Genomic DNA, 13,753 nt, shown 5'->3' with positions numbered 1-13,753 from the left:
CCGTGTGCCGTGTGCCGTGTGCCGTGTGCCGTGTGCCGTGTGCCGTGTGCCGTGTGCCGTGTGCCGTGTGCCGTGTGCCGTGTGCCGTGTGCCGGGTGCCGGGTGCCGGGTGGCATGTACCGGGTGCCGGGTGGCAGGTGCCGCGCGTGCGTCGTGCGTCGTGCGCCTCATGCGTCGTGCGTCTCATGCGGCGCGCGTGCCTCCTACGTCCCGCACGCTCCCACCCCGCAGCACCAACCGCTCGCCTCAGTACTGCATCGGCGGCGGCGTGCCCGGCAGCGGCGCATCGCCCTCTGCGCCGTTCGGTCCGGGCGGCGGCACGTCGGCCGGCTCGCCACCCGCCGCACCGGCCGGCAGCGTGTTGTGCGGCGACGGCCGCGTGTCGTAGCGCGTGTTCGCGTCCGGCATCGTCGTGGTCGGCTGCGGACCGTGCGCGCCCGGAGGCGCCGGCGGCGCAGCGTGGGCGGCGTCGTTCGGCCGCGGTTGCATGCATGCGCCCAGCGCGCACGCGGCGGCAAACGCAACGGCGCCCACGCGTATCGTCTGGATCGGTTTCATCGAATCCTCCGTGACAAGTCGCCGGCACCGAGCCGGCCTGAACGGCCCCGCTCAGAGCCGGTTGAAGTGGAAATCGCCCGCATACGCGGTAGGCGCGCGGCGCGCCATCATCGTGTCGAATTCGGCGGCGACGCGCGTGAGCGCGCCGCGCTGCCGCTCGACGCCGGCGTGTTCCAGCGCGGTGAACGCGTCGGCATCGAACGTGACGGTCAGCGACGCCGGATGGCCGTCGACGCGAAAGCCGATATGCAGCGCGCCGGCCGGCCGCTCCTCGACATGAAACGGCATCTCGCGTGCGTCGAAATGACGGCCGAGCGTCTCGGCAACGTCGCGCAACATGCCGGGTTTCACGCGGATATTCATCGTGGGACCTCCATCAACGTTGTGGATTTCGCCGCCCGCCGCTCACATCGCGCCCGCCGCGCCCGGATCGGCGGCTCGCGGGTCGGCGGCTCGCGCTCGGGCGGCGGGTGCCCGGGCGGATCGCCCTCGGGATCCTGGTACGGTTCCGGCACGCCGGGCGGCACCTCGGTCGGCGCGGGCGGCTCGGGCTCCGGCTCGACGTCCGGCAGCGGCGGCTCGGGGCGATGCAGCTCTCGGATAAGGATCGGGTTCATAGGCAGTCGTTCATCGCGTCGTGTCGGCGCAAGCGGCGCCGATCTCCACATGGCGGCGCGCGATGTCGCGCGACCGCGCGACCATCAGGCCCGCTAAGGCCCACAACAGCCCGCAAGCGCTATGCCGCCGCGACAGGCGCGGCCTGACGGGCCGCCCGCCGCCGCGCACCGCGGCGCGGTCGCATTCCATGTCTTCCCTACACCGCGCGCTGCAATTCTTTCAACGGCATCGCGCTAGCTCTCGTACGCCGCCATCACGAGCCACAGCTCGCGGCCGTCGTCGCGGACCCGCGCGGCGAGCGCATACGCGTCGGCCGGCTCGCACGCGGTCTGCAGCGCGAACCGCGCCGGTTCGGTCGAGCCGAAGGTCTCGTCGAGCGGCCGCACGTCGGCCTTGCCCTCGAACATCCGCCGCTCGGGCCGGTAAATCAGCGGCTCCCGTTTCCATGCGCTGAAGTGGCTCTTCACCGACTCGAAGCCGCCGCCGCATACGTTCACTTCGTAGCGCACTCCGGGTCGTCGTTTTGGAATGGTCATCGTGCCTCCCGCTCGATTGCGTGTGGATTGCATATGCATGTGTGCGTGCGGCGCGTGGCGCCGCGCGTGGTCCTCCGCCACGCAGACGGCAAATCGTGTGCCGCCGCGCGTTGCAGGCACGCCGGTTGCGCCATCGGCACGTCACCGCCAACGATACGGAGCCACGCCATGAGCGATTCGACCCGAGCCGGCATCGATACGCCGGAACAGGAGCGGCATCCCGACCCGCAGCCGCCGCTGAAGGACCAGGATCAGACCAGGACGGGCCACTCGGAGCGCCACATCGACAAGCAGCTCGAGGACACGTTCCCGGCGAGCGACCCGCCCGCGACCGGCGGCGTCACGCGCATCGACCCCGATACGCCCCCGGGCACGCATGACGACGGCCCCTGGCAAGACCCGGCCAAGCGCCGCGACGAATGACCCTCGCCGGGCCACGCGCACGCCGCGGCACGCCGCTTGCGGCAGCGCATGGCCCGGCTCCCAACTCGCGAGGAGGACCTCAATGCATCGCGTCAACGAAATCATGTCGCAGGACGTCGTGCGCATCGCGCCGACCGACTCGATCCGTCATGCCGCGCAACTGATGGAGCGCTACGACATCGGCGCGCTGCCGGTGTGCGACAACAACCGGCTGATCGGGATGGTCACCGACCGCGATCTCGCCGTGCGCGCGATCTCGGCGGGCAAGCCGCCGGAAACGCGCGTGCACGAAGTCGCGTCAGGCCCGATCGAATGGTGTTTCGTCGACGATTCGCTCGACGAGATCCAGCACTACATGGCCGACGCGCAGCTGCGCCGGCTGCCGGTCGTCGACCACGACAAGCGGCTGGTCGGCATGCTGTCGCTCGCGGACATCGCGACGCGCACGGCCAGCCCGGCGCGCGACGAAGTAGCCAACACGCTGGAAGGCGTGTCGCAACCGAAGCAGACGTGACGGGGCGCGCGCCCCGCCCAACCACCCGCGCGACCCGCAGGGCCCATTCCGGGCACGGTCGCGCCTACACAGCCAGGAGGACAACCATGCAGACTACCGACCAAGGACAAGCCCGCATCATCGGCAAGGGCGCGGCGACCGCAGCCGGCCCCGGTCCCGACGTGATGGCCGCCGACACGCTGGAAGGCAACAAGGTCTACACGACCGACGGCGACGACGTCGGCAAGATCAAGGACATCATGCTCGACGTGCGCTCGGGCCGCGTGGCGTATGCCGTGCTGTCGAGCGGCGGCCTGCTCGGCATCGGCGACAAGCTGCTCGCGATTCCGTGGAGCGCGCTGACGCTCGACACCGAACGCAAGTGCTTCCTGCTGTCGGTGTCGTCCGAGCGGATCAAGAACGCGCCGGGCTTCGACAAGGATCACTGGCCGGCGATGGCCGACCCGCAATGGGCCGAGCCGCTGCACGAATACTACGGCAGCACGCCGTACTGGAGCGCCAGCGACGAACTCGGGCTGACCGACCCGACCGAGGATCTGACCGACCCGCGCACCCGCGGCCATCACTGAAACTGACGCGTCATCCGGATTCGGCGGCAGTTGAGCCGACCTGCCCCGCAGAATGCGGGGCTTTTTTTCGTCCTGGTGTCGTCGTCGGCCCGCGCGCCGATTGATAACGAAACAACATCAATCGCTGCAAAAATCGCACTTCTCGTTTTGCCGTCTCCGGGCGAACATTGGCGAAACAACAATCGATCGCGCCCCGCGCCTTTCCCGCTTTCCTGGAGACACCCTGATGCATCCCTCGTCCAGCCCTTCGACCGGACGCTCGAAGGCCGCCGCGGTATTCCGCGTGACGGCCGGCAACTTCCTCGAGCAATTCGACTTCTTCCTGTTCGGCTTCTACGCGACGCAGATCGCCGCGGTGTTCTTTCCGGCCGCGAGCGAATTCGCGTCGCTGATGATGACCTTCGCCGTGTTCGGCGCCGGATTCCTGATGCGTCCGCTCGGCGCGATCGTGCTCGGCGCGTACATCGACGACGTCGGCCGCCGCAAGGGCCTGATCGTCACGCTGGCGATCATGGCGAGCGGCACGATCCTGATCGCGTTCGTACCGGGTTACGCGACGATCGGCATGCTGGCTCCGGTGCTGGTGCTGGCCGGGCGGCTGCTGCAGGGCTTCTCGGCCGGGGCCGAGCTGGGCGGCGTGTCGGTCTATCTCGCCGAACTGGCCACGCCCGGCCGCAAGGGCTTCTACACGAGCTGGCAGTCGGCCAGCCAGCAGGTCGCGATCGTCGTCGCGGCCGCGCTCGGCTTCGCGCTGAATCACTGGCTCAGCACGTCGGCCATCGCCGCATGGGGCTGGCGCGTGCCGTTCTTCGTCGGCTGCATGATCGTCCCGTTCATCTTCATGCTGCGTCGCAATCTCCAGGAAACGCAGGAGTTCACCGCGCGCCGCCATCGCCCGAGCATGAAGGAAGTGTTCGCGACGCTCGCGCGCAACTGGGGCGTCGTGATCGCCGGGATGATGCTGGTCGCGATGACCACCACGAGCTTCTACCTGATCACCGTCTACGCGCCGACCTTCGGCAAGACGGTGCTGCACCTGAGCACCGCCGACAGCCTGCTCGTGACGCTGTGCGTCGGCGTGTCGAACTTCGTGTGGCTGCCGATCGGCGGCGCGCTGTCGGACCGCATCGGCCGCCGCCCGCTGCTCGTCGGCATGACGCTGCTCGCGATCGCCACCGCGTATCCGGCGCTGTCGCTGCTCGCTCACGCGCCGTCGTTCATCAACATGCTGCTCGTGCTGCTGTGGCTGTCGTTCATGTACGGGATCTACAACGGCGCGATGGTCGTCGCGCTGACGGAAGTGATGCCGGTCGAAGTGCGCGTCGCGGGCTTCTCGCTCGCCTACAGCCTCGCCACCGCCGTGTTCGGCGGCTTCACGCCGGCGATCTCGACCGCGCTCATCCACATGACGGGCGACAAGGCCGCGCCCGGCTACTGGATGAGCCTCGCCGCGGTGTGCGCGCTGCTCGCGACCTTCGCTCTGTATCGCCGCCAGCCGGCGACGCTCACGCCCGCGCACTGACGCACTGAATTCCGCAGCCGCATCGCTGCCCCGACACCGCTCGACCACGACGAACGACACGACCATGAAAAAACTGTTCCACACCCTCTGCGCGAGCGCGCTCGTCGCCGCCGCCGCGCTCGCCACGACCGTGCAGGCGGCCGAGCTGCACGTGATGAGCTCGGGCGGCTTCACGGCCGCCTACAAGCTGCTCGGCCCGCAGTTCGAAGCGCACACCGGCAACACGCTCGATACCGCGCTCGGCCCGTCGATGGGCAAGTCGGCCGAGGCGATTCCGAACCGGCTCGCGCGCGGCGAGCCGGCCGACGCGGTGATCATGGTCGGCTACGCGCTCGACGACCTGATCCGGCAAGGCAAGGTGATCGCCGGCTCGCGCGTCGAGCTGGCCGATTCGCGCATCGGCATGGTGGTGCGCGCCGGCGCGCCGACCCCCGACATCGGCACGGCCGACGGCCTCAAGCAGGTGCTGCTGCATGCCAAATCGATCGCGTACTCGGACAGCGCGAGCGGCGTCTACATCGAGCGCGAGCTGTTCAAGAAGCTCGGCATCGAGGACCAGGTCAAATCGAAGGCGAAGATGATTCCGCGGATTCCGGTCGCCTCGGTCGTCGCGAACGGCGACTACGAAATCGGCTTCCAGCAGGTCAGCGAGCTGCTGCCCGTCAAGGGCGTGACCTACGTCGGCAAGATTCCGGAAGCGCTGCAGTCCGTCACGCGCTTCGCCGCCGGCATCCCGGTCGGCGCGCAACATCCGGCCGAAGCGAAGGCGCTGCTCGACTACCTCGCGTCGCCCGACGTACAGCCGCAAGTGAAGTCGACCGGGCTGGATTCGGTGTCCGCGCATTGAGCACGTGCGGCGGGCGCGGACACGACGCCGCGCTTCCGCCGCTCTCCCCCGCCTTCCCCGCCTTCCCGCCGCACTACGCGCCGGCTTCGGCCTCGTCCGCGCCGGCCGTCCCGGCGCCGCTCAGCACCCGCACGAGGCGCGCACGGTCGCATGCGCCTTCCCACGACGCCACCAAGATCACCGCGCAGGCGTTGCTGATCACGCTCGTCAACGCGCGCGCCTCGGACATGAACCGGTCGATGCCGACCAGCAGCGCGACGCCGGCGACCGGCAGGTCGGGCATCACGACGAGCGTCGCGACGAGCGCCACGAGCCCGCTGCCCGACACGCCGGCCGCGCCCTTCGACGTGACGAGCATCACCGCCAGCAGCGCGGCGATCTGCGGCGCGGACAGCGGCACGTCGCACGCCTGCGCGATGAACAGCGCGGCGAGCGTCAGATAGATCGCGGTGCCGTCCAGGTTGAACGAATAGCCGGCCGGCAGCACGAGCCCGACCACGCCCTTGTCGCACCCGAGCGCCTCGAGCTTGACGATCAACCGCGGCAACACGGGCTCGGTGGACGACGTCGCGAGCACGATCAGCAACTCCTCGCGGATGTAGCGCAACAGCCGCCACAGCGAGAAGCCGTGCAGCCGCGCGAGCGGCGCGAGCACCAGCGCGACGAACAGCACGCAGGCGACGTAGAACGACACGATCAGCCACGCCAGCGAGCCGACCGAGCCGATGCCGAAGCGCCCGACCGTGAACGCCATCGCGCCGAACGCGCCGAGCGGCGCGAGCCGCATGATCATCGCGAGCACGCGGAACACGACCTGCGCGACGCCGTCGATCAGCGCCAGCACGGGCCGCCCCGCCTGCGGATGCGCATTCAGCGCGAAGCCGAACAGCAGCGACAGCAGCAGCACCGGCAGCACGTCGCCGTTGCGGAACGCGCCGAGCATCGTCTCGGGGATCACGTCGAGCGCGAACGCCACCAGGCCGCGCGGCGGCGCCTGCCGTGCGTATGGCGCGAGGATGTTCGGATCGAGGTGATGCACGTCGACGTGCATGCCCGCGCCGGGGCGCAGCACGAACGCGGCGACGAGCCCGAACGCGAGCGCGGCCGCGGTCAGCAGATAGAACAGCGCGAGCGCGCGCACGATCGTGCGGCCGATCGCCCGGCCGTTCGCCAGCGACGTGATGCCCGACACGATCGTGCAAAACACGATCGGCGCGATCATCATCCGCACGAGCCCGACGAAGGCATCGCTGAGCGGCTTGAGCAGCGCGCCCGCGTGCGGCCAGAAGTGGCCGACGCTCACGCCGAGCGCCATGGCGAGCAGGACCTGCACGTACAACGAACGAAGCGGTGTTGCGGTCGTCACGATGCGGCGCGCTCCGCCGTTGCTGCTGTGGTTGCGGATGCGTATGCGGGAACGGCAGCGGATGCGCGCATCATGCCGCCGCCTCGCTGCCGGCCGCGGCGCCGCGCCGCGCATCGAGCACCGCGCGGTGAAACGCTTCGGCGGCCGGCGTCAGCGTGCGCCCGCGCCGCTTCACGATCCCCACGCGGCGTTTGACCACCGGCTCGACGAGCGGCACGCTCGTGAGCACCGGATGGTCGCGCCCCGGCATCGCCATCGACGGCACCGCCGCCACGCCGAGCCCCGCTTCGATCAAGCCGAGCATGGTCGTCACGTGACGGGTTTCGCACACGCTCGCCGCGCGCGGCGCGACGGCGGTCAGCGCCTGATCTCGCAGCAGACGGTTGCCGGAGGTCTTGTCGACCGACACGTAGTCGTACGCATAGAGCTCGTTCCACGTCACGCGCTTCTTGCCCGCGAGCGGATGATCGCGCCGGCACGCGGCGACGAAGCGCTCCTGCAGCAGCAGCCGGAATTCGACTTCAGGCTCCTGGCTGCCCATGAAGCTCACACCGAAATCGGCCTCGCCGCTGATGACGGCGCTCAGCACCTCGTTCGCGCTCGCATCCAGCAGCTTGACGCGAATGCGCGGAAAGCGGCGATGGTAGCTGGCGATCACGTTCGGCAGGAAGTAGTAGGCGACCGACGGCACGCAGGCGATCGTCACATGGCCGAGGCGGCTCGACGACACGTCGCGGATGCCGAGCAGCGCGACGTCGAGATCGTCGAGCAGTTGCTCGGCGCTCGGCGCGAACACGCGGCCGACGGTGGTCAGCGTGACGCTGCGCGTGGTGCGCTCGAACAGCCGCACGCCGAGCGCGTCCTCCAGCTTCTCGATGCGGCGGCTCAACGCGGGCTGCGAAATGCTGATCGATTCGGCGGCCTTACGGAAGCTCCCCAGCTCCACCACCGCGCGAAACGCCTGCAAGTCGGTCAAATCGAAATTGATTCCCACGGGCCTGGTCTCCGGTTCTCGAATGCCCGGTATTGTGCATGATTCGCCCGGACAGACCCAGCCGGGAAGATACCGGCGCGCGAGCGCGGCCGTGCGTCCGCGCGAACGATCGCCCAATCGATCATGCGCGCGAGCCCGCCGCCGCGCCGCCCGGCACCGTTTTACAAGCGTCGTGTAACGTCCCGCGCCGCGCGCGTCAGCGCCGTCCGCCGCTCGCCGATTCCAGGTAGGCGAGCAGCCGGTGCGGCGTGAGCGGCTTCGCGCAGTGCGCGTCGAAGCCTGCTTCGCGCGCACGCTCGCGATCGCGCTGCGACGCGTGCGCGCTGCAGGCGACGAGCAGCATATCGGCGGTGCGCGGGTCGGCGCGCAGCCGCGTCGCGAGCTGCAGGCCGTCGAGGCCCGGCATCGCGATGTCCAGCACGATCGCGAACGGCTGCCAGTCGCGCGCGAGCGCGCAGACGGCGAACGGATCGTCGGCGACGCGGCATTCGAAACCGCGCGCCTCCAGCAGCAGTTGCAGCGCATCGGCCGCGTCGCGGTAGTCGTCGACCACCAGCACCCGGCGCGGGCGCGGCGGGACGCTGTCGGGTGAACGCCACAGCAGCACGTCGTCGGCCGCCGGATCGTTGACGCGGGGGGTATGCATCGGGTGTCTCCATTCAGCGGATACGGCCCCCGCGCAAACTGCGCGCCCATATTGAACGTGCCCGGCATGCCGGTTGCTGCATCGATGCGATATCGTCGATACGGAGCCCCTCGATGCGCGCACTGCCGAGCCGCCAACCCAGCAAGCCGCCCGCAGGGCGCGACGCATGCCGCGCGGCGCACGCCGACGCGTCGGGCTGCGTGGGAGGCGCCGCATGACTGAACGCACGTCCCGACACCCGACGCATGCGGCGCAGCACGCCAAGCCGTCGCAGCGGCCGACGCCCGACGCGGCCGACGCGCACGGCGGCGACGCCGATGACGCCGCGCCGGCCACGCTCGACGCGTGCCGCCGCTGCGGGCTGTGGGAGCACGCGACGCAGCCGGTGCCGGGCGCCGGCCCCGCCGACGCGCGAATCATGCTGGTCGGCGAGCAGCCGGGCGATCAGGAAGACCGGACCGGCGTGCCGTTCGTCGGCGCGGCGGGCCGCATGCTCGACCGTGCGCTCGACGAAGCCGGGATCGATCGCGCCCGCGTGTACGTGACCAACGCGGTCAAGCACTTCAAGTGGGAACCGCGCGGCAAGCGTCGGCTGCACAAGACGCCGGCGCAGCGGGAGGTCGCCGCGTGCCGCTACTGGCTCGAACGCGAACTCGAGACGCTCGCGCCGCGCGTGATCGTCGCGCTCGGCGCGACGGCGCTGCGCGCGGTGCTGCAGGACAACGACGCGACGCTCGAACGCGCGCGCCAGCCGTTGCATTCGCCGGACGGCCGCCTCGTCGTCGCGACGTATCACCCGTCCTACGTGCTGCGCACGCGCGGCGCCGATTCGCGCGAGCGCGCGTACCGCACGCTGGTCGACGCGCTGCGCACCGCAGCGCGACTCGCGCGCGACGCCGGCACGGCGCACGGCACGCGCGGAGACGCCGAATGAGCGACCTGCGCGACGACGACGCAACGCACGCCGCGCCCACCTCGACATCCGCGTCCGCACCCGCGTCCGCGCCGGCCGCGAAGCCGTGGTATCGGCGGCTCGGCCCCGGCCTGCTCGCGGGCGCGTCCGACGCCGATCCGAGCAACGTCGCGGTGTACGCGCAGGCCGGCAGCCAGTTCGGTTTCAACATGCTGTGGATGATCGTCGTCACGCTGCCGATGATGGTCGTCGTGCAGCTCGCGGCCGCGTTCGTCGGGCGCAGCAACCGCAAGGGGCTGGTGGCCGGCATCCGCGAGCACTTCTCCGACCGTCTCGCGAAAACGCTGATCGTGATGGTCGTGATCGTCAACGTCGTGAACGTCGGCGCCGATCTCGCCGCGATGGGCGACGCGACCGCGCTCGTCGCCGGCGGGCGCAGCTACTGGTACGCGGCCTTGTACGGGATCGCGTCGCTCGCGCTGCAGGTCCTGATGTCGTACGAGCGCTATGCGCGCTGGCTCAAATGGATGACGCTCGGCCTGCTCGCGTACGTGCTGGAACTCGGCTTCGTGCACGTCGACTGGCGCAATCTGCTGCATACGCTGGTGCTGCCGCACATCGCGTTCACGCACGACTACGCGACCACCGCGGTCGCGGTGCTCGGCACGACGCTCAGCCCGTATCTGTTCGTGTGGCAGGCCGCGCTCGAAGTGGAGGAAACCCAGGCCGAGCGGCGCAACGGCGATGGCGACACCGCCAGCGCGCCCGCGACCCGTCGCGACACCGAGCGGCGCATCACGTTCGACACGTGGACCGGGATGATCGTCACGAACGCGGTGTCGTTCTGCATCATGGTGATCGGCGCGGCGGTGTTCTTCACGCATGGACGGCACGACATCGGGTCGACGGCGCAGGCCGCCGAAGCGCTGCGGCCGATCGCGGGCGAAGCGGCGTTCGTCGTGTTCGCGTTCGGCATCGTGGGCTGCGGGCTGCTGGCGATTCCGGCATTCGCCGGCAGCGCGGCTTACGGCTGCGCGGAGGCATGGCAGTTCCGCGAGGGCCTCAACGAGCCGGTGCATCGCGCGCCGGCGTTCTACGGCGTGCTCGCGCTGTGCGTGCTGGTCGGCATCGCGATCTGCTTCGGCCCGGTCAATCCGATCAAGGCGCTGTACTGGAGCGCGGTGCTCAACGGCATCGCCGCGGTGCCGATGCTGGTGCTCGTGATGCTGCTCGCCCAGCGGCGCGGGGCGGCCGGCCAGCCGGGCAGCGGCGTCGCATCGAGGGTGCTGGGGTGGCTTGCCGTCGCGCTGATGGCGGCGTCGGTGGTGGTGATGGTGGTGGATATGCTGGCGTGAGCGGCGGCCATTGCTGTTTGCAACTGGGGGCGGCGGATGGCGTCGTCTTGTGTTCGCAAGTGCTCTTCGTCGTGGGGCGAAGGATGACGGCATGGCCGTCACGACAATTCCCTGCGAAGTTCAATCGATGTCACGTGATCGATGTGGCGAAACGCCGAAGCCACGTTTCCGATTTCCTTCTCCGGCACTCCCCGCTCTTCGAAGCACACCTTCCACTCGCGGACCTCTCTCCAGACCTCCATGATGGCCAGCGCGGCATCGGCGCGCGAAATGCTGAACGCATCCCGCGCCGCGAAGGCATTATCAAGCGTGGCAGCCCTGCCCTGCGGGCCGACACCGAGATGCAAGTTGCGCTCGTAGGCACTGCTCGGTCGCGGCAGGACGTCATAGAGTGGGCTGAGGCGCCAGCCCCCAATACGAGGGTCCCGGATGAACCCGTGATTGCGCAGGTGGTCATCATCGTTGCTGACGAAAATGTTGAACACCATCCTTTTGAAGAGCTCGCGGTTGTCTGCCCTGACGTAGTCGATGTGGACGTGCTTACGGATCGCTTCAGCGACGTCCTGATAGCTCTTGCCGATCGAATCCATCTCCGAGCAGCCGACGAGAGTCAACGCGCTCGCAAACGGAACTCGCCGTTCCGTCGCGCCGGCAATGGCCGGCAGATACAACGCATCGTCCCCGGGCGTGACGTCGAAGGCGGGCTGGCTCCAGTACCGGTCGAATCGGCGGATCAGCATCACCCGACGAGAGCCAACGTCGACGATGCGGGTCGGCGGGACCCGGATGCCGCAACGCTCGGCCAAACGGAGCGTGGCTTCCTCGATGTCCGTCATGCTCATCCGGTCCGTTCTGGTCGGGAATTTCGCCAGCCATAGCACGCCGTCCTCGTCCGTCACCGTCGCCTTCGGGCGGGCGCCACCCAAGCCGGAACCTTGGATGAAGATGGCCTCGAGATCGGCCGGCACATCGAGCCCCGCGTCGATCCTCTCCGCGGACTCGAGAAGATACTCGAGAGCGTGCAGCCCGCCTCCACGATGTTGATCGGGCGGCGTCTCCAAGCTCCCCCGGACGTCCAATGCACCGATTCGCTGGCTACCCGCGTGAAGCAGGTACGTCGACTCCGGCAGGCTGTTCGCCTTCACCTTCAGCTTCGCCTCGATCACGCGCCGCCCCCACGAGTCGGGCGACGCATCCCGGATGCCGCCGAATTGCGTCAGCCCCGCGCCTGGAAAGAGCATCTTCCCGCGCAGCTCCGCTTTCTTCTTGAGGCTGAGCGCGACCGGGTCGACGTCGATTGCGTTCGGCCGTTCGAGATAACGCAGGCCGTACGCAAATGTCGACGCCTGGAGTTCGGCGCCGTCCTCGGTCATCGTGACCACGCCGGCAGGCGCCCAGTCGTCATCGAGGTACGCGAATACCGCGAGCTTCCTGATCGTTACTGCCATTAGAAGTCCAGCTCCTTGAGTTCCTTCTCCGACAGAACGCTAACGCGTTGTCGACGGGTGCGGGCATCGAGAGACTTGAGCGCCGGATCCGTCTCGGAGAGCAAGTCATGCAGGCGCAGGCCGGGAGCAAACGCTTCCAGATACCGGACCACCTGACCGATCGCCACGCCGGGGTCGCCCTTTTCGATGCGGTAGGCGGTATTGCGCGACAGACCAGCTCGCGTGGCTGCCTCGCTCTGTTGGACCCCTCTCGCTATACGGAGACGGGAGAGCAGTTGCCCCAGGTGCTTCGTCTCGGCAAGCACGGCCGGGCTGGCAGCCATCTCTTGATTGACCTTCATGCTCGATAAATCGAGCCTTATGGCTCGTATGCTCGATAATACGAGCATCATAGTCAATGTTCGCGGAAAAGCAAGTCCGTGCTCGTAAAATCGAGCACTATCGGGATAATGCTCGATTTTACGAGCATCGAAGCGCTCAGAGGCACAGCAGCCGCGAATGCCCGTGCGCCGCTCCTGACGAGCCTGGACGCCTTCTTGAAAAACGGGAGTTTTAACCAGCCGGAAATCAAACCCGCCATTGCAGCGGGCTACAGCGCCGAAGTCACCGAGGCTTGCAAGGAGACGCTGCCGCCCCTGATCGGCCCCTTTGGTTTGCTGCTGGCGGCCACGTCGCTCGGGAAGTGGCCGCGGTTCCTGCCTGCGGATTCGTGCGCTTCTCGGTCACGGTCGCCTCGGGCCGGCCGCGCGAGCGGCACGGCCCGATCGCGAGCCGCCCCGCTTACATCATCTTCCCGCGCGAACGTTCGGCGCGCGCCGCATCGGCCGCCGACTCGACCTTCTTCACTTCCTCCGGCGGCGGCAGCACGGCCTTGAAGCCCATCGACTCGATCCACATCTCGCGCGCCCACCCGCGGGTGTGATAGAGATGATGATCCTCGTCGGCTTCGACTTCGTCGTGCGCGGCCTTCAGCGCACGCGCTGCGTCGCTGTCGCGCAGCTGGTCGGCCGCATAGCCGATCAGCTCCCAGTTCAGATGGTCCTTCGTCTCGGCGAGCACCACGCACTCGGCCGCGACGACCTGCGCGACGGCCGGATCGGCCTGCTTCTTCGCCTGCTGGATCACCTGCACCAGCGACTTGCCGGTGGCCGCGACAGCGGCACGGCCGGGCGACTGCGCGTCGGGATCGAGGCCGAGCGTTTCGAACACCTTGCGCAGCACTTCCTGGTGATGCAGGGTCTCGCGATGATATTTCTCCCATTCCTTGTGCAGGTCCGGGTCGGTTGCGCACTGGAGCGCGGCCTCGTAGATCTGCGCGCCGCCAAGCTCGGTCTCGTATGCCTGACAGAGCAGTTCGAGGATGCCTTCGTGCTTCGATTGCCGTTGGGCCATGACTGCTTCTCCGAAAAATGCGGGCCGCACGCGCGGCCCGGGGTTGAACCGG

General features: G+C 68.8%; 17 protein-coding genes. 7 read left to right on the top strand and 10 right to left on the bottom strand.

Annotated elements, in window-relative coordinates:
* Positions 1-246: 246 nt before the first annotated feature.
* The 4 genes from C3Y15_RS02960 to C3Y15_RS02945 all read right to left on the bottom strand — a co-directional run bounded on the left by C3Y15_RS02960 (position 247) and on the right by C3Y15_RS02945 (position 1,712).
* Positions 247-558 carry a hypothetical protein gene (locus tag C3Y15_RS02960; RefSeq protein ID WP_011879875.1) on the bottom strand — a complete coding sequence of 104 codons (312 nt, stop codon included), beginning with the start codon at positions 556-558 and terminating at the stop codon, positions 247-249.
* 51 nt (positions 559-609) lie between these two features.
* A complete protein-coding gene (locus C3Y15_RS02955) occupies positions 610-921 on the bottom strand; it encodes a hypothetical protein (RefSeq protein ID WP_124259743.1) in 312 nt (103 codons plus the stop codon).
* Positions 918-1,175 (bottom strand): hypothetical protein, encoded by a 258-nt coding sequence (locus C3Y15_RS02950; RefSeq protein ID WP_081055259.1) that lies wholly within the window; start codon positions 1,173-1,175, stop codon positions 918-920. Before C3Y15_RS02950 ends, C3Y15_RS02955 begins: the two co-directional genes overlap by 4 nt.
* 234 nt (positions 1,176-1,409) lie before the next feature.
* A complete protein-coding gene (locus C3Y15_RS02945) occupies positions 1,410-1,712 on the bottom strand; it encodes a hypothetical protein (protein WP_059459646.1) in 303 nt (100 codons plus the stop codon).
* A gap of 168 nt (positions 1,713-1,880) precedes the next feature.
* Here C3Y15_RS02945 and C3Y15_RS02940 point away from each other — a divergent pair, with 168 nt between their 5' ends.
* From C3Y15_RS02940 to C3Y15_RS02920, 5 genes are all read left to right on the top strand, one after another.
* Positions 1,881-2,135 carry a hypothetical protein gene (locus tag C3Y15_RS02940; protein WP_011879872.1) on the top strand — a complete coding sequence of 85 codons (255 nt, stop codon included), beginning with the start codon at positions 1,881-1,883 and terminating at the stop codon, positions 2,133-2,135.
* 82 nt (positions 2,136-2,217) lie between these two features.
* Complete coding sequence (locus C3Y15_RS02935) at positions 2,218-2,649, top strand: CBS domain-containing protein (protein WP_011879871.1); 432 nt, start codon at positions 2,218-2,220, stop codon at positions 2,647-2,649.
* 86 nt (positions 2,650-2,735) lie between these two features.
* Complete coding sequence (locus tag C3Y15_RS02930; protein WP_011879870.1) at positions 2,736-3,218, top strand: PRC-barrel domain-containing protein; 483 nt, start codon at positions 2,736-2,738, stop codon at positions 3,216-3,218.
* Positions 3,219-3,444: 226 nt separating this feature from the next.
* On the top strand, positions 3,445-4,740 hold the full coding sequence (locus C3Y15_RS02925; RefSeq protein WP_011879869.1) for an MFS transporter: 1,296 nt from the start codon (positions 3,445-3,447) through the stop codon (positions 4,738-4,740).
* Positions 4,741-4,804: 64 nt separating this feature from the next.
* The gene (locus C3Y15_RS02920) at positions 4,805-5,587 is read left to right on the top strand and encodes a substrate-binding domain-containing protein (protein ID WP_011879868.1); all 783 of its coding nucleotides are present in this window, start codon (positions 4,805-4,807) and stop codon (positions 5,585-5,587) included.
* A gap of 73 nt (positions 5,588-5,660) precedes the next feature.
* Here C3Y15_RS02920 and dctA read toward each other — a convergent pair whose 3' ends face one another.
* The 3 genes from dctA to C3Y15_RS02905 all read right to left on the bottom strand — a co-directional run bounded on the left by dctA (position 5,661) and on the right by C3Y15_RS02905 (position 8,593).
* On the bottom strand, positions 5,661-6,953 hold the full coding sequence (dctA, locus tag C3Y15_RS02915) for a C4-dicarboxylate transporter DctA (RefSeq protein ID WP_080938797.1): 1,293 nt from the start codon (positions 6,951-6,953) through the stop codon (positions 5,661-5,663).
* A gap of 70 nt (positions 6,954-7,023) precedes the next feature.
* Positions 7,024-7,947: a LysR family transcriptional regulator gene (locus C3Y15_RS02910; protein WP_124259742.1), complete on the bottom strand. Its 924-nt coding sequence runs from the start codon at positions 7,945-7,947 to the stop codon at positions 7,024-7,026.
* 196 nt (positions 7,948-8,143) lie between these two features.
* Entirely contained in the window at positions 8,144-8,593 is a 450-nt protein-coding gene (locus C3Y15_RS02905; protein ID WP_059456176.1) for a response regulator, read from the bottom strand.
* Between the two features lie 214 nt (positions 8,594-8,807).
* On the opposite strand from C3Y15_RS02905, the gene C3Y15_RS02900 reads away from it, so the two are divergent.
* On the top strand, positions 8,808-9,527 hold the full coding sequence (locus tag C3Y15_RS02900) for a UdgX family uracil-DNA binding protein (protein ID WP_059623323.1): 720 nt from the start codon (positions 8,808-8,810) through the stop codon (positions 9,525-9,527).
* Positions 9,524-10,861, top strand: a complete 1,338-nt coding sequence (locus C3Y15_RS02895) for an Nramp family divalent metal transporter (protein WP_046428967.1) — start codon at positions 9,524-9,526, stop codon at positions 10,859-10,861. The genes C3Y15_RS02900 and C3Y15_RS02895 overlap by 4 nt, the downstream gene beginning before the upstream one ends.
* Before the next feature lie 98 nt (positions 10,862-10,959).
* Here C3Y15_RS02895 and C3Y15_RS02890 read toward each other — a convergent pair whose 3' ends face one another.
* From C3Y15_RS02890 to C3Y15_RS02880, 3 genes are all read right to left on the bottom strand, one after another.
* Positions 10,960-12,309, bottom strand: a complete 1,350-nt coding sequence (locus tag C3Y15_RS02890) for a type II toxin-antitoxin system HipA family toxin (RefSeq protein ID WP_059460749.1) — start codon at positions 12,307-12,309, stop codon at positions 10,960-10,962.
* Positions 12,309-12,650 (bottom strand): helix-turn-helix transcriptional regulator, encoded by a 342-nt coding sequence (locus C3Y15_RS02885; RefSeq protein ID WP_059460785.1) that lies wholly within the window; start codon positions 12,648-12,650, stop codon positions 12,309-12,311. The genes C3Y15_RS02890 and C3Y15_RS02885 overlap by 1 nt, the downstream gene beginning before the upstream one ends.
* 439 nt (positions 12,651-13,089) lie before the next feature.
* Positions 13,090-13,701 (bottom strand): DUF892 family protein, encoded by a 612-nt coding sequence (locus C3Y15_RS02880; RefSeq protein WP_011879861.1) that lies wholly within the window; start codon positions 13,699-13,701, stop codon positions 13,090-13,092.
* Positions 13,702-13,753: the final 52 nt, after the last annotated feature.

Origin of the sequence: Burkholderia sp. B10 (assembly GCF_004368385.1) — a bacterium.
Classification (GTDB): Bacteria; Pseudomonadota; Gammaproteobacteria; order Burkholderiales; family Burkholderiaceae; genus Burkholderia; species Burkholderia vietnamiensis.
The sequence above is the reverse complement of the archived record's forward strand: the minus strand, read 5'-3'. Positions and strand labels throughout refer to the sequence as shown.